Source organism: Bacillus sp. R86525, from assembly GCF_042466195.1.
Taxonomy (GTDB): domain Bacteria; phylum Bacillota; class Bacilli; order Bacillales; family Bacillaceae_G; genus Bacillus_A; species Bacillus_A nitratireducens.
This window is the reverse complement of record NZ_JAXHPX010000007.1, coordinates 151,152-166,778: the sequence shown is the minus strand read 5'-3', so window position 1 is coordinate 166,778 and position 15,627 is coordinate 151,152. Positions and strand designations below refer to the sequence as shown.

General features: G+C 34.2%; 12 protein-coding genes. 7 read left to right on the top strand and 5 right to left on the bottom strand.

Annotation, left to right across the window (positions count from 1 at the left end):
• Nucleotides 1-216: 216 nt before the first annotated feature.
• The 6 genes from SJY24_RS03240 (at nucleotide 217) to SJY24_RS03215 (ending at nucleotide 7,680) form a co-directional block, all read left to right on the top strand.
• Nucleotides 217-1,197 (top strand): glycosyltransferase family 2 protein, encoded by a 981-nt coding sequence (locus SJY24_RS03240; RefSeq protein WP_377863729.1) that lies wholly within the window; start codon nucleotides 217-219, stop codon nucleotides 1,195-1,197.
• 93 nt (nucleotides 1,198-1,290) lie between these two features.
• Nucleotides 1,291-2,712, top strand: coding sequence for an oligosaccharide flippase family protein (locus tag SJY24_RS03235; protein ID WP_377863728.1), 1,422 nt, complete (start codon nucleotides 1,291-1,293; stop codon nucleotides 2,710-2,712).
• A 282-nt stretch (nucleotides 2,713-2,994) separates the two neighbouring features.
• Nucleotides 2,995-4,539: an ABC-F family ATP-binding cassette domain-containing protein gene (locus SJY24_RS03230; RefSeq protein WP_377863727.1), complete on the top strand. Its 1,545-nt coding sequence runs from the start codon at nucleotides 2,995-2,997 to the stop codon at nucleotides 4,537-4,539.
• 110 nt (nucleotides 4,540-4,649) lie between these two features.
• The gene (locus SJY24_RS03225; protein ID WP_377863726.1) at nucleotides 4,650-6,101 is read left to right on the top strand and encodes an ArnT family glycosyltransferase; all 1,452 of its coding nucleotides are present in this window, start codon (nucleotides 4,650-4,652) and stop codon (nucleotides 6,099-6,101) included.
• Nucleotides 6,102-6,296: 195 nt separating this feature from the next.
• The gene (locus tag SJY24_RS03220; RefSeq protein WP_377863725.1) at nucleotides 6,297-6,677 is read left to right on the top strand and encodes a GtrA family protein; all 381 of its coding nucleotides are present in this window, start codon (nucleotides 6,297-6,299) and stop codon (nucleotides 6,675-6,677) included.
• Nucleotides 6,678-6,708: 31 nt separating this feature from the next.
• Nucleotides 6,709-7,680 carry a glycosyltransferase family 2 protein gene (locus SJY24_RS03215; RefSeq protein WP_377863724.1) on the top strand — a complete coding sequence of 324 codons (972 nt, stop codon included), beginning with the start codon at nucleotides 6,709-6,711 and terminating at the stop codon, nucleotides 7,678-7,680.
• Between the two features lie 30 nt (nucleotides 7,681-7,710).
• Here SJY24_RS03215 and SJY24_RS03210 read toward each other — a convergent pair whose 3' ends face one another.
• Nucleotides 7,711-8,583, bottom strand: coding sequence for a TetR/AcrR family transcriptional regulator (locus SJY24_RS03210; protein ID WP_377863723.1), 873 nt, complete (start codon nucleotides 8,581-8,583; stop codon nucleotides 7,711-7,713).
• Between the two features lie 297 nt (nucleotides 8,584-8,880).
• Between SJY24_RS03210 and SJY24_RS03205 the strand changes: the two genes are divergently transcribed.
• Complete coding sequence (locus SJY24_RS03205; RefSeq protein WP_377863722.1) at nucleotides 8,881-11,997, top strand: efflux RND transporter permease subunit; 3,117 nt, start codon at nucleotides 8,881-8,883, stop codon at nucleotides 11,995-11,997.
• A 26-nt stretch (nucleotides 11,998-12,023) separates the two neighbouring features.
• Here the strand turns inward: SJY24_RS03205 and msrB are convergent, their stop codons facing one another.
• The 4 genes from msrB to lrgA all read right to left on the bottom strand — a co-directional run bounded on the left by msrB (nucleotide 12,024) and on the right by lrgA (nucleotide 15,618).
• Nucleotides 12,024-12,989: a peptide-methionine (R)-S-oxide reductase MsrB gene (gene msrB, locus SJY24_RS03200; protein ID WP_377863721.1), complete on the bottom strand. Its 966-nt coding sequence runs from the start codon at nucleotides 12,987-12,989 to the stop codon at nucleotides 12,024-12,026.
• Between the two features lie 101 nt (nucleotides 12,990-13,090).
• Entirely contained in the window at nucleotides 13,091-14,125 is a 1,035-nt protein-coding gene (locus tag SJY24_RS03195) for an AI-2E family transporter (protein ID WP_002016425.1), read from the bottom strand.
• A 334-nt stretch (nucleotides 14,126-14,459) separates the two neighbouring features.
• Nucleotides 14,460-15,152, bottom strand: a complete 693-nt coding sequence (gene lrgB / locus SJY24_RS03190; protein ID WP_002166379.1) for an antiholin-like protein LrgB — start codon at nucleotides 15,150-15,152, stop codon at nucleotides 14,460-14,462.
• Nucleotides 15,153-15,186: 34 nt separating this feature from the next.
• Nucleotides 15,187-15,618 carry an antiholin-like murein hydrolase modulator LrgA gene (gene lrgA, locus SJY24_RS03185; protein WP_377863720.1) on the bottom strand — a complete coding sequence of 144 codons (432 nt, stop codon included), beginning with the start codon at nucleotides 15,616-15,618 and terminating at the stop codon, nucleotides 15,187-15,189.
• Nucleotides 15,619-15,627 lie beyond the last annotated feature (9 nt).

The following is a 15,627-nucleotide window of genomic DNA, read 5'->3' as shown; positions in this document are numbered from 1 at the left end:
CTAATATACTAAAGCTCCTGAATTTTGCTTGAAAAATTCAGGAGCTTTTATCATTTCAAATTATTTCTTTCTAATTATACGAGGTACCACAATAGAAAGTTGATTTACAAAGTTTATATGCGTTAAACTTATACAGATGTTCTTGTAGTCTTCTTCCTTTCAAAAGACTTGTATATATGGTACAAAACATAAAAAATTTGAGGAGATAAAAACTCTATGATGGAACAAAAACAACTCGTTTCCGTTGTCATACCTCTGTATAATACGGAAAAATATATTGAAGAAACGATGCAATCAATACTAGATCAAACATATAAAAACATTGAAATTGTAATTGTAGATGATGGAAGCAAAGATCAATCACCTTCCATCGTAAAAAACCTTGTACAAAAGTACCCCGGACAAATAAAATACGTCCCACAAGAAAATCAAGGCGTTTCAGTTGCTCGTAATACAGGAATTGAAAATGCTAGCGGAGAATATGTTGCTTTTCTTGATAGTGATGATTTATGGCATCCAACAAAAATAGAAAAACAAATCGATAGTATGCATACAAACAACATGAACGCTTGTTATTGTGGCTATATGAACTTTTACGAAGAGACTGGAGAAAAAGTTGAGCACACAACAAGCTTTATTAAAGGTGATATGACAAAGGCTTTCTTAACGCATCAAGTTGTTGCTCAGACGAGCACTTGGATTTTCAAAAGATCTATCGTGATGGATCATAACATTCGTTTCACACCAGGGTGTAGCTGGGGAGAAGATTTAGAATTTCTATTTAAATTAATGAGCGTTACAAATGTATGCTATGTAGATGAATATTTAACATATTATCGAATCTTATCCGAAGGAAATCTTTCTTCAAAGTATAAAGATTATGAATTAAAAACAGCAAAAGAATTAGAAGTATTTAATCGCATGAAGGATTGGGTTCATAATAAATCAAAAAACTTGATCGTGAATGATTCTACAGAACTTATTGAAATCCTTGAAACTTATCTATTCCCATATACAGTCATTAACAATGCTTGTATATACATTAAAGGAAGCTCTAAGTTAGATAAATCACAAGTTCAATTAATCAGGGGCGATATAAATAAATATTGTCGCAAAATTTATTCAAAAAATGGAAAACGAAGCAAAAAACTATACGCAATGCTTTGGTTTGTACGAATAAAGTTTATGTTTTCTTAAATAAAGAATACGCTTTTAAACATACTTTCCGTAAACAAATCAAATTTACAAATAGGACGAAGTGCGTCCTGAAAAATAGAAAGGTCTTGTTCCATGAAAACAAATAAAATCCTTAAAAACGCCTCCTACCTATTTGTAGGAAATATTACTGTTCGATTTGTACTTGCTATTGCGACCATTTTCTTTGCAAGATATGTTTCACCAAAGGAGTATGGGATGTTTACAACTGCTTTAGCAGTTTCTGCTGTTATTTGTTATTTTACAGATGCAGGTTTGACACATACATTTATGCGTGAAGGAACGAGAAGCAACGCTAACATTAGCGTACTAATTAGTAGTTATTTACGTATTCGTTTAGTATTAGCTATCGTAATTTCTGTGCTCTTCGCTATTTTCGCTCAGTTCTTCTATCCTGATGCTTACTTACGTGCGATGGTATATTGGGTTGTACTGCCGACAATGTTTGGAGCCACTTTACAAGGTGTTGGGATGGCTTACTTCCAAGTAACAGAACGCATGCAATTTACAGCGATTATTTCTGTAATACAAGGTGTAACAGCCGCAGCTGCTCTTCTACTAGGAATGTCCTTTAAATGGTCACTTATGATGGTTGCTGCCATGTACGGGATATCCAGTCTCATAACAGGACTCATCGCCTTTATAATGGTAATTCGCCATACAACAGTTCATAAGGGCTGGGATAAAGGTATTTTAGATCAATTGCTCATTTTCACAATCAATGGCATTATCATTATGCTCTTACCACAGTTAGGGCCCATTATATTAGAAAAAGTTTCAACGTATGAGCAAGTTGGATTCTTTGGAGCTGCTTCTAAAATACCTGCTGTCCTTTATCAAATACCTGGTGTAATTGCAGCAGCTTTTTACCCAAAATTATTTGCTTTTGGAAATGAAAAGAATATTGATGAACATAGAAAACTATCTCAGTTCGAATTAAAACTTATGTCTTTCTTAGGAATGGGAATTTCCATTCCATTTATCGCTGATCCAAGCTTTTGGATTGTTACTTTATTAGGTGAACAATATGCGCCAGCCGGTGATGCTCTTGCAATTTTAGCCTTTATGGTTATTTTACAATCTATCAACTATCCACTTGCTGATAATTTAACAACTATTGGTCAACAGTGGAAGCGTGCGACAACGATGGGAATTGGATTAGCTGTCGCTATCGTAAGTTACATCGTATTAGGTAGCCAATTTGGAATGATGGGAGCTGCGGGGGCTGCTATCATTACTGAGGTTACTTTATTAATCGGATTTACTTTATTCGTTCGTAAAGGATTTACATTACTATTCAAAGGGATTGTATTTAATACACTAGCATTTATAATCAGTTACGCCCTATACCGCACAGTATTAATTAACTTACCACCACTGGTAGCCCTAACACTTACTGGTATATTGTACGGTATTATTGGCCTTGCAATTGATCCACAAATACGCGGGTTGATTTTAGGATTTGTAAATAAAAAGCTAGGTAAGAAAATAGCATAAAAGCCAAGTTCTTTTTCATCTTTATGAAAAAGAACTTGGCTTTTTATTTATTACCCTCTACATATAAAATCGTTTCTTTTGTTCCTTCATAACACCAGCTCTTCTCGACGACCTTTTTCATATCCCACAATGTAATTAAACATCTTTCAATTACACTCTATATTTTCCCAGAAACAATGCAATGTTAATCTTGCAAAAATATACATTTTGAAAGGATAGCATTATACTCAAGAATTTAGTATCATGATTCAAGACACTATTTTGAAATGGACGGGGGACACTATGAGCTTATTAACAGTCGAAAAATTAGGACACACATTTGGCGATCGCACATTATTTAAAGATGTATCCATGCGTTTACTAGCAGGAGAACATGTTGGATTAGTCGGTGCAAACGGTGTTGGTAAATCAACATTTATGAATATTATTACTGGTCAACTTATCCATGATGAAGGCCGTGTAGAATGGACACCTGGTACAAATTACAGTTACTTAGACCAGCATACAATTTTAACACCTGGTCGCACAATTCGTGATGTATTAGCTGACGCGTTTTTACCTTTATTTGAAAAAGAAAAAGCTTTAAATGAAGTTGCAGAAAAAATGGGAACGGCAACACCGGAAGAATTAGAGGACCTTCTTGAGCAGATGGCAGAAATCCAAGATGCTCTCGAAGCAGGTGGTTTCTATTTACTAGATATGAAAATCGAAGAGGCAGCAAGAGGTCTTGGAATTGATGCAATCGGTTTAGACCGTGATGTTTCAGCACTAAGTGGTGGACAACGTACAAAAGTATTACTTGCAAAGCTATTACTTGAGCAACCAGAAGTGTTATTACTCGATGAGCCTACTAACTATTTAGACGTTGAACATATTCATTGGTTAACTAATTATTTAAAAGAATATCCACATGCATTCTTATTAATTTCTCATGATACGGAATTTATGAACAAATGCGTTGATGTTATTTTCCATCTAGAATTTACAAAAATGACGCGCTATACAGCGACATACGAAAAATTCCTAGAGTTAGCCGAAATTAATAAAAATCAACATATAAATGCTTATGAAAAACAGAAAGAGTTTATTAAAAAGCAGGAAGACTTTATTGCAAAGAACAAAGCTCGTTATTCAACGACAGGTCGTGCAAAAAGTCGTCAAAAACAACTTGATCGCATGGAGCGTATTGATCGTCCTGAAACAGCAATTAAGCCAGAATTCTCATTTAAAGAGTGTCGTGCAAGTAGCCGTTTCGTCTTTGAAGGTGAAGATGTAGAAATCGGATATACACATCCATTATTACCAAAACTAACAATGACAATTGAACGCGGTGAAAAAATTGCTATCGTTGGATGTAATGGTGTCGGTAAATCAACATTACTAAAAACAATTTTAGGAAAAATTAAACCTTTAAGCGGTAAAACGAGTCTTGGTGACTTCTTAGAGCCTGCATACTTTGAGCAAGAAGTAAAAGCGGATAATATAACACCAATTGATGATGTTTGGAACACATTCCCTAGCATGGACCAACATCAAATTCGTGCAATGTTAGCGAAATGCGGATTAAAAAATGAGCATATCTCTCGCCCGCTAAATCAATTAAGTGGTGGCGAACAAGCAAAAGTTCGTTTATGTAAGTTAATGGGTGAAGAAAGTAACTGGATCCTATTTGATGAGCCAACAAACCATCTTGATGTTACAGCAAAGGAAGAACTTCAAAAAGCTCTGAAAGCATATAAAGGGACAATCCTTCTTGTATGTCACGAACCAGAATTTTATGAAGGCTGGATTACAAAAGTTTGGAATGTGGAAGAGTGGGCACAGTAAAACTCTTAATTATCTAAAAACTAAAATCCTCCCTTTACACTGTAACTTAGTGTGTAAAGGGAATTTGATTTGAAATAGTTATAAAATTTGATAAGGAGTTTTTAAATATAATGCAAAGTACATTTCCTCTAAAACTTAATACATTTTTCGTGAAATTTTTATTAATATTATGTTTAATTATTTCTGGCGCTATCACATGGCATTCAATAGTAGTGATTAAGGAACACGATGATACTCGCCTCCTTGTTCTAATACCAGTTGTTATTCTAATAGGTGCTATATTTTTACTTTTCGGCTATATTTCTAATAAATATATGTCGAAAGTAGTTTTTTCTATTTCACTAATCTTTTTAGCTTTTTCTATTCGATTAATCTGGGTTCTCAATATTCAAACTCCTGTAGAAACAGACTTTGCAATGATGTACAATAGTGCTGTCCAAGCTGCTAAAGGAGATTTCAGCTTTACACAAAGTACATATTATACTTCATGGGTTTACCAACTTGGATTTACAATGTACCAAGCTTTTATTATTAAGTTATTTGGTGAAGGGACGTTTCTCCTAAAATTTTTAAATATACTGTATTGTACAGGTACAACATTACTAATTTACAAAATAACTTCTCAAATATTTAATGAGTGGTCTGGACGAATAGCCGGATTACTATATGCAGTATATATCCCAAGTATTGTATTGAGCTCAGTACTAACAAATCAACACCTTGCCGTGTTCCTATTTTATCTAGGATTTTATTTATTAATTACAAAAGGTCTAAGCCATAAGTATATGTGGATTTTTATTGGGGTTTCCCTATCCTTAGGAGACATCATGCGTCCACTTGGTGCTATAATTTTAATTGCAGTAACTATTTATATCTTTTTACAAGGTATATTAGGAAAATCAAGACAAGAAATTTTCATTTCTATAAAAAAACTTGGTGGTATTTTCATTGTATTTTATCTTATACATCAAGTTGTAAGTTATTCATTTATATATTCCGGAATTACACAATACCCTCTATCTAACCGTGATCCGCTTTGGAAATTCACACTAGGATTTAATCATGAGACAAAAGGTGGCTATTCTGGTGAAGATGCAGAATATATTATGTCAATTGAACTTGGCGAAGAACGAACGGCTGCTCAAAAAAAGCTAATTCAAGAGCGACTATCTGATCCACAGAAGGTTTTATCTTTATTTGGCGATAAATTTGTACTCATGTGGGCAGATTATGACTCCGCTCCATTATGGAGCCTAGTAACACTAGAAAAGACAGATAATGATATGGTGTCGTTAAAAGATGACCTTACAAAATATGAAAAGTACATGTATACTGCAGCTATGCTATTTTGTACATTATCACTCCTTTATCTCATCATGACTAAACAAGACAAAACACATTACACGCTATTTTTATTATTAATAATCGGTTACGTAGCTATTCATTTCTTAATCGAAGTCCAAACAAGGTATCGATACTTCATCATTCCTAGCTTTACAATAATTCAAAGCTACGGAATATATATATGTTATAGTCTAATATCGAAAAAGAAGGTCTCATAAAAATAAAAAGATCTCCTTCAATGAATTTATAGTTGCCCTCAATTTTGCGCACAATGTAAAGTTTGAGGGCAATTTTTTATAATTAAATTCACATGAAAGTTGGAAATATGGTATAATTTTTACTTGTTATGTATGAATAACTCTTCTATATTTCTTAATTTACTTATATTTTATTATGAAGATGAGGATATTATTATGGAGAAACTCTTAAAGTTTAGTTTAGTAGGAATCTTTAATACACTCATTACAATCATTAGCTATTTTATTTTAGTAAAACTAGGGATGAATTACCTAGTTGCTAATATACTATCCTATTTAATCGGTGTTGCTAATAGCTATTATTGGAATAAAAATTGGGTATTTCAATCTAGCGGAAAAAGTTTACTAATATTTACCAAATTTTTAACCGTGAATTTAATCGTACTTGCTTTTAATACATTGAGTTTGTTTATACTAGTAGATAAATTTTCAATCAATGAATTTATTGCACAAATTTTCGCAATCAGTATTGGTATGATTATAAACTTTTCCCTCAATAAAATATGGACTTTTAGTCAGACTGAAACAAGCCTATAAACAAAATTATTCAAACTATAGGGGGATTAGCATGGAAAAATTAATTTCGGTTGTAGTTCCTATGTACTTCGAGGAAGAAGTAGCGCAGGAATGTTATAATCGTTTAAAGTCCGTTATGCTTCAAAATAATATTAATTATGAGTTTGTCTTTGTAAACGACGGTAGCACAGACCGTACAATGGAAATCTTATCTGAGATTGCAGCAAATGATTACCGTACAAAAATCGTTAATTTTGCACGTAACTTTGGACACCAAATAGCCGTTACAGCTGGTATTGCTGCCGCAAAAGGTGACGCTATTGTAATTATAGATGCAGACTTACAAGATCCACCTGAAGTTATTCCTGAACTTATTGCAAAATGGGAAGAAGGATATGAAGTTGTTTATGCAAAGCGTAAACAACGTAAAGGTGAAACTTGGTTTAAACTTTTAACAGCTAAATATTTCTATAAATTCTTAAACTACATGTCTGATATCGATATCCCAAAAGATACTGGTGATTTCCGAATCATCGATCGTAAAGTAGCTGATGTTTTCAATCAAATGACTGAGCGAAATCGCTTTATCCGCGGTATGATGTCTTGGGTTGGCTTCCGCCAAACGTATGTTGAATATGAACGTGATGAGCGCTTTGCTGGTGAAACAAAATATCCATTAAAGAAAATGATTAAATTTGCATCAGATGGCATTATTGCATTTTCTACAAAACCGTTACGAATCGTCATGTCTTTAGGTTTATTATCAGTTCTCATTTCCATTGCTGTCTTATTATACACAATCACAGTGAAAATTATCGGAAATGATACTCAAACAGGTTGGGCATCCATTATGGTCGCTATTACATTCTTTAGTGGCATTCAATTACTTGGTCTCGGAATCGTCGGTCAATATATTGCTCGTATTTATGACGAAAGTAAAAACCGCCCAATTTATATCGTAAAAGAGACAATTAATGTTGCAGAAGATGAAACTGCACAGAAAAAAGAAACAGTGAACGTATAATAAAAAAGGTAACAATGAAAAACATCATTGTTACCTTTTTATATTGTAATACCCCATAATTCGCAAGCGGAATTCCTTTAAATTTGGATATACCCCTAGATTAGATAACATCCCCTGAATGACTGGAATCCTTGGATTTTGCAATCTCATTTCTGCTTCTAAAACATCTAAAGTCACAAGTAACTCATCATTTTCTAATTGATCGGCTAATGTTCGTTTAAATACAATAATTTCACTTAGAAAATGTTCCTTCACCTGTTCCTTAATGAGCTCTGATTTACAAAGAAATTCTCCAAGCCTTTCTTCATGCAGAACAGGCTCTTCAGAAGATTCTAGAAGCCCCTCTACTAAATTATCTATCCTCTGTAAAATAAAGGTCGAAACATAGGATAAATCAATTTCCGGTGCATTTAAAATAATCAATTCTAAATATCCACGGCATATCCCTTCCACCATAATTACTAAATCTAACAAGTATGGAAGAACCTTTTCTCCATAAATAGACAGTAGGCTATTCCGATAAAATGCATGGGACTCTAACTTCATTCTCATCATGAACTCTTCTACTTCTTTATTAAACGGAATTGCATTTTCTCTTGCATGCATAATAATAAATTCTTTATGTTTTTGCACATCAGTAAACTGACAATATAATTGTTTTTCAAATTTTTCACGTGGTAATAAAGATTCTTTTTCAAAATCCAGCATTTTCTTTTGGATTTTGTCATAATAATATCGAAGTGTGGCCAATAATAGCTCATCTTTTGACTTGAAATATAAATAAAAAGCTCCTTTTGATATACCACATGCGGTTACAATTTCTTGTACTGATGTTGCACTTACACCCTTAGCCGCAAATAACTTCATAGCCATCTCTATAATTAAACGCTCTTTTTCTTTCATATTTTCTCTCCTAAATTTAATCTCGCATCTTATGTAAATTCAAACTTGATTTTATTCCACATTAACTGAAAATAAAACTTCTCATCTCAAATTTAATGGAGTAAATGATTTATATAGAAGCCTTTCCATCTGTAAAACCTGGTTGGCAAAAGCCAATGATCAGAAAGAATAGGTAACCGACTACTTACAGTTTGATTTTATTATACCATCTCTTTTCATTGACGACTGACCAATCAGTCAGTTATATTATGTATTAGACTGACCAGTTGGTCAATACAATAAAAAGGGAGCGCAAACATGAACAAACTTATCAATTTCTCGTTAAAAAATAAGTTCGCGGTTTGGCTACTAACGATTATTGTTACCATTGCAGGCATTTATTCTGGGATGAATATGAAATTAGAAACAATTCCTGATATTACAACGCCTATTGTAACAGTAACGACGGTTTATCCTGGTGCTACGCCAGAAGAAGTAGCTGACAAAATTTCAAAACCGATGGAAGAGCAACTGCAAAATTTAAGCGGTGTGAACGTTGTTAGTTCATCATCTTTTCAAAACGCATCTTCTATTCAAGTAGAATATGATTTTGATAAAAATATGGAAAAAGCCGAAACGGAAATTAAAGAAGCCCTCGCAAACGTGAAACTGCCAGAAGGTGTGAAAGACCCGAAAGTCTCACGAGTAAACTTTAATGCCTTTCCTGTTATTTCATTAAGCGTAGCGAGTAAAAATGAATCTTTAGCTGCCTTAACAGAAAATGTAGAAAAAAATGTTGTTCCTGGATTAAAAGGACTTGATGGTGTCGCATCTGTTCAAATCGCAGGTCAACAAGTAGACGAAGTACAGCTCGTCTTCAAAAAAGACAAGATGAAAGAATTGGGTTTAAGTGAAGATACTGTAAAAAATATAATTAAAGGTTCGGACGTATCTTTACCTCTTGGTTTATATACATTTAAAGATACGGAAAAATCAGTGGTTGTAGATGGTAACATTACAACAATTAAAGCATTAAAAGAATTAAAAATTCCAGCTATCCCTTCATCACCGAATGGTCAAGGTAATCAAAATGCTGGCGCTGGAACACAAACACCACCAATGAATCCAGCTGCTATGAACGGCATACCAACGGTTGCATTAGAAGAAATTGCCGATATTAAAGAAGTTGGAAAAGCAGAATCTATTTCTCGAACAAATGGAAAAGAAGCAATCGGAATTCAAATTGTGAAGGCTGCTGATGCAAACACAGTTGATGTTGTAAATGCAGTTAAAGATAAAGTAAAAGACCTTGAGAAAAAATATAAAGACTTAGAGATCATCTCAACATTCGATCAAGGTGCACCGATTGAGAAATCAGTTGAGACAATGCTTAGCAAAGCAATTTTCGGGGCTATCTTTGCGATTGTTATTATTATGTTGTTCCTACGAAATATCCGAACAACGTTAATCTCTGTCGTTTCTATACCACTTTCTTTATTAATTGCTGTTTTAGTTATAAAACAAATGGATATTACGCTGAACATTATGACGCTTGGAGCAATGACAGTCGCTATCGGACGCGTTGTTGATGACTCAATTGTTGTTATTGAAAATATTTACCGACGTATGTCGTTATCAGAAGAAAAACTACGCGGGAAAGATTTAATTCGTGAAGCTACGAAAGAAATGTTTATCCCGATCATGTCTTCTACCATTGTAACAATTGCTGTATTCTTACCGCTTGGACTTGTAAAAGGTATGATTGGTGAAATGTTCTTACCATTCGCCTTAACTATCGTCTTTGCTTTATTAGCATCGTTACTGGTAGCTGTTACAATCGTACCAATGCTAGCTCACTCCTTATTTAAGAAAGAGAGCATGAGAGAAAAAGAGGTACATCATGAAGAAAAACCAAGTAAATTAGCAAACGGTTATAAACGTATACTTGAATGGGCGTTAAACCATAAAATTATTACATCAAGTATCGCTGTTCTTCTATTAGTAGGTAGCCTTGCACTTGTACCAATTATCGGTGTCAGCTTCTTACCATCTGAAGAAGAGAAAATGATTATTGCAACGTACAAACCTGAACCAGGTCAAACGTTAGAAGACGTCGAAAAAATTGCAACGAAGGCTGAAAAGCATTTCCAAGATAATAAAGACGTCAAAACGATTCAATTCTCATTAGGCGGCGAAAACCCAATGAGCCCTGGTCAAACAAATCAAGCAATGTTCTTCGTTCAATATGATAACGATACGAAAAACTTTGAAAAAGAGAAAGAACAAGTCGTTAAAGATTTACAAAAGATGTCTGGAAAAGGCGAATGGAAAAGCCAAGATTTCGGAGCAAGTGGCGGTAGCAATGAAATTAAACTATACGTTTACGGAGATAGCTCTGAAGAAATTAAACCTGTCGTTAAAGACATTCAAAATATCATGAAGAAAAATAAAGACTTAAAAGACGTAGACTCTAGCATTGCGAAAACATATGCAGAGTACACTTTAGTAGCAGATCAAGAAAAGCTAAGTAAAATGGGCCTAACGGCTGCCCAAATCGGAATGGGACTTTCTAATCAACATGATCGCCCTGTTCTTACAACAATTAAAAAAGACGGTAAAGATGTAAATGTATATGTAGAAGCTGAAAAACAAAGTTATGAAACAATTGATGATTTAACGAATCGCAAAATTACAACACCACTCGGTAATGAAGTTGCTGTTAAAGATGTTATGACTGTAAAAGAAGGTGAAACTTCTAATACAGTAACGCACCGAGATGGCCGCGTTTATGCGGAAGTTAGTGCAAAATTAACATCTGATGACGTTTCAAAAGCATCTGCCGCTGTTCAAAAAGAAGTAGATAAAATGGATCTTCCTTCTGGTGTAGATGTTTCTATGGGCGGTGTTACAAAAGATATTCAAGAATCATTCAAACAACTTGGCTTAGCGATGCTAGCTGCGATTGCCATTGTATACTTCGTTCTTGTCGTTACATTTGGCGGTGCCCTTGCACCATTCGCAATTTTATTCTCGCTACCATTCACAATCATTGGTGCACTCGTTGCCTTATTAATCTCTGGCGAAACGTTAAGTGTATCTGCGATGATTGGGGCTCTTATGCTAATTGGTATCGTTGTAACGAACGCAATTGTGCTTATTGACCGCGTTATTCATAAAGAAAATGACGGCCTATCAACACGTGAAGCATTATTAGAAGCTGGTACAACACGCCTGCGCCCTATCTTAATGACTGCAATTGCAACAATCGGGGCTCTTATCCCACTTGCATTAGGATTTGAAGGCAGCGGCTTAATTTCTAAAGGACTTGGTGTAACTGTAATTGGTGGATTAACAAGTTCAACGTTATTAACACTTCTTATTGTTCCAATCGTTTACGAAGCACTAAGCAAATTTCAAAAGAAAAAAGTAAAATAAAAAAAATAACCTTGCTACTTGCGAGGTTATTTTTTATTTCCGAAAAGGATTAGGAAATCACCATATCCTTCTTTTTCTAACTCTTCTTTTTGAATAAAGCGTAGCGCCGCTGAATTAATACAGTAACGAAGACCATTTGGTCCTGGACCGTCTGGAAATACATGCCCAAGATGTGAATCTCCTTCTTTACTTCTCACTTCCGTACGCGTCATATTATGACTAACATCCATTTTTTCTTTCACACTAGCTGACATAACTGGTTTCGTAAAACTTGGCCACCCGCATCCACTATCGAATTTATCCATAGAGGTGAACAACGGCTCACCTGAAACAATATCTACATAAAGTCCTTCTTCTTTATGATTCCAATATTCATTTTGAAAAGGTGGTTCAGTTCCATTTTCCTGTGTTACATAAAACTGCATCTCGTTTAATTTTTCTTGTAAATGAGCACGATCCTTTGGCCAATGTTGCTTAATAAAGGCATCTCGCCCTGAACCCTTACGGTATAACTCATAACGGAATGTGTTTTTCTTATGATATCCTTGGTGATATTCTTCAGCAGGATAAAACGTACTAGCTGGTAATATTTTTGTAGCAATCGGCTTCGAAAAACGCCCACTCTTCTCGAGCTCTTCTTTTGAAGCTTCTGCTTTTTTATGTTGTTCTTCATCGTGATAAAAAATCACTGTTTCATAAGACTGCCCGCGGTCGTGGAATTGGCCTCCAATATCGGTCGGATCAATTTGTTTCCAATATATATTTAACAATTCCTCATACGGCATTTTATTTGCATCAAATGTAATCTGTACTGCTTCATAATGTCCCGTTGTTTCCGCGCACACTTCTTTATACGTTGGATTCTCTTTATGACCACCTGTATAACCCGAAACGACCTGTATAATCCCTTCCATCTCTTCAAATGGCGAAACCATACACCAGAAACACCCTCCGGCAAACGTAGCCAATTCTATCTTTTCATTTACAGCCATTATTTCACCCCTATTCTATCTTCTCCTTACAGTATGGCATAAGGAACGTCATGTTATAAAAGAAAAAGCATCGAACATCGATGCTTTTTCTTTACTTCACTTTATTTTTTTCCAACGTCCTTCTCCATTTCATCACTTGTCACATCTAAGACATCTAATAAGAAAATGAAGATTGGAATACCGATAATAAGTCCCCACACACCTAAGAAATGCTCAGAGAAAATTAATATCATAAATGTGTAGAAGATTGGTAAGTTTGTTTTTTGAGACATAAACTTCGGATTTAATACATAGCTCTCAAGTGCATGAATTACTGTTACGATAACTACAATATAAACGACATACATAATACCGCCAATATTGTAAGCAATCATACAGAGTGGGAATAACGAGATAATAACACCCGCCACTGGAATTAAACCAAGCAAGAAAATCATTAACGCTAAACCTAGTAATTGCGGGAATCCTAATATCCATAATGCAATAACAGATAAAACACAGTTAACAATTGCAATTAAAAATTGTGCTTCGATTACTTTTCCAAATGAACGTGCAAATTTCTTTCCGAAATACTCTATTTCGTTATAGAAAATTGCAAGTCGGCTTTCTTTAAATTTCGAAGTAAAAGCAACGATACGTGCTTTTTCAAGTAAGAAAAATAAACTTAAAATTACAGAAAGTAAAACTTGAAGGCCAAATTTCCCAACATTCGTAATAGATTTATACAAAATGTCTACGCCTTGCCCCACATATTTAGAAAGCTCCATATGATTAACAGCATTAACTGCATACTTAATTAATTCACTATCAGGTGGATTTCTTAAAAATACATTAAATTGATAAATCAATTGTGAAATTTGTATTGTTAATACCGGTAAATATTTAAATAGCGTAATGGCAATTCCCGCCACTAACATTACATATAAAAGCGCTATAATAATTTTTCGATTAATTGGCATGAAATGATCTAATTTACGAGAAATAAACTTTTGGAATCGATCCATTAAATACGTCAACATAAACGTAATTAAAATTAAATTTAACATACTTTGCATCCCATACAATATGAGAGCAAGTAATACTAATACGATTAACCTCTGAAATCCTTTGCTTTGAAACAGGTTTTTTATTTGCATAATCGACGAGTACTCTCTCCTGTCCTATAAAGTAAAACGTTAACAAGTAGATCTCTCTCTATTTTCTACTTATAATTATCCTTTAATATTAAAGCCATTGCGAGCAATTTATATTCAACCCTAACCACCCGTTAATTGTGCTATATATTATGTTACTTCTTATTTTACAATACAATGACCTATTTCAGAACGCATTATACGTAGTATTAATGAAGATTTAAGGAAACTTTTATCCTTCAATAGGTCTTACCACTACTGTAACATAAAAAGCAAGCTATCAGTAGAAATCCGTCCTACAAATAACTTGCTTTTATATTTTTTTTAGTAAGTTTTATCATCCAATAAACGGCATAAACATTGGAATAACCACCACTGTTACGACACCAACCACTGTCACAGCGATACTGGCCATAGCTGCTTCTACTTCACCCATTTCAATACCTACTGCAACCCCTAACGCATGTCCTGCTGTTCCAAGCGCTAAACCTTTAGCAATCGGATGTTTAACTCTAAATATTTTTAAGAATAAAGCTCCTAATGCGTATACGATAACAGCATTAAAGATAACTGCAAATGATGTAATTGCTGGAATACCACCGATACTTTCAGAGATTGGTAATGCAATTGCTGTTGTTGCTGCCTGCGGTAACATTGAGTTCATTACAGCTGTATCTAGACCAATTGCTTTTGCGACAATGAACACAACAACTACTGAACAAATAGATCCAACTACGATAGCCGATAAAATTTGCCACCAATATTTTTTTAACTTATCAACTTGTTTATATAATGGAATTGCAAAAGCGATTGTTGCTGGTTCTAAGAAGAAGCTAATCATTTTTCCGCCAGTATTATATTCTTCAAAAGTAAAGTTACCTACTTTTAGAAAGACAATCCCTAATACCATCGCTACGAATAATGGTGTGAATAAGAAGAATCCTTTTGAATGCTTAAATAATAATGTTCCGATTCCGTATGCGATTAATGAAACGACGATTCCGAAATATGGAGTCATTGTGCTTGCCATGTTCATTCCCTCCTAACAATATATACTAAATTGGTTACGCAACCTTTCCGTGCTTGCGTCCTTTATTTACTACTTTCAATTCTTTCGTACCTTCTATTTCTTTATCGTCTTTTCCTAAAATAAATTGTGCAAATAATCCTGTTACAGCGAGTAAAATAATTGTTGCGACAACAATTACAGTTAAAATTTGTACAAAATATTGTCCCATTACACCGAGAGAATTAATAACCGAAATACCTGATGGAACGAAAAGGAATCCGATAATACCTGTTAAAGCCGTTCCGAGTGATTCAACTTGTTCCAATTTAATAACTTTTAAACATAATAGGCTAAATAAAATAACTAATCCGATCACCGATGAAGGCATCGGAATTGGTAAATGCGTTGCAATAATATTAGAAACTAACATAATAGCTGAAAATATGAATGCTTGTGATAAGAAACTATATACTTTTTTCGTACTCATTTTGGCCAC

Coding starts and splice junctions, on each gene's coding strand:
- SJY24_RS03235 (WP_377863728.1), top strand. CDS start 1,291: ATGAAAACAAATAAAATCCTTAAAAACGCCTCCTACCTATTTGTAGGA.
- SJY24_RS03195 (WP_002016425.1), bottom strand. CDS start 14,125: ATGCAAATAAAAAACCTGTTTCAAAGCAAAGGATTTCAGAGGTTAATC.
- SJY24_RS03240 (WP_377863729.1), top strand. CDS start 217: ATGATGGAACAAAAACAACTCGTTTCCGTTGTCATACCTCTGTATAAT.
- msrB (WP_377863721.1), bottom strand. CDS start 12,989: ATGGCTGTAAATGAAAAGATAGAATTGGCTACGTTTGCCGGAGGGTGT.
- SJY24_RS03220 (WP_377863725.1), top strand. CDS start 6,297: ATGGAGAAACTCTTAAAGTTTAGTTTAGTAGGAATCTTTAATACACTC.
- SJY24_RS03205 (WP_377863722.1), top strand. CDS start 8,881: ATGAACAAACTTATCAATTTCTCGTTAAAAAATAAGTTCGCGGTTTGG.
- SJY24_RS03225 (WP_377863726.1), top strand. CDS start 4,650: ATGCAAAGTACATTTCCTCTAAAACTTAATACATTTTTCGTGAAATTT.
- lrgB (WP_002166379.1), bottom strand. CDS start 15,152: ATGGCAAGCACAATGACTCCATATTTCGGAATCGTCGTTTCATTAATC.
- lrgA (WP_377863720.1), bottom strand. CDS start 15,618: ATGAGTACGAAAAAAGTATATAGTTTCTTATCACAAGCATTCATATTT.
- SJY24_RS03215 (WP_377863724.1), top strand. CDS start 6,709: ATGGAAAAATTAATTTCGGTTGTAGTTCCTATGTACTTCGAGGAAGAA.
- SJY24_RS03230 (WP_377863727.1), top strand. CDS start 2,995: ATGAGCTTATTAACAGTCGAAAAATTAGGACACACATTTGGCGATCGC.
- SJY24_RS03210 (WP_377863723.1), bottom strand. CDS start 8,583: ATGAAAGAAAAAGAGCGTTTAATTATAGAGATGGCTATGAAGTTATTT.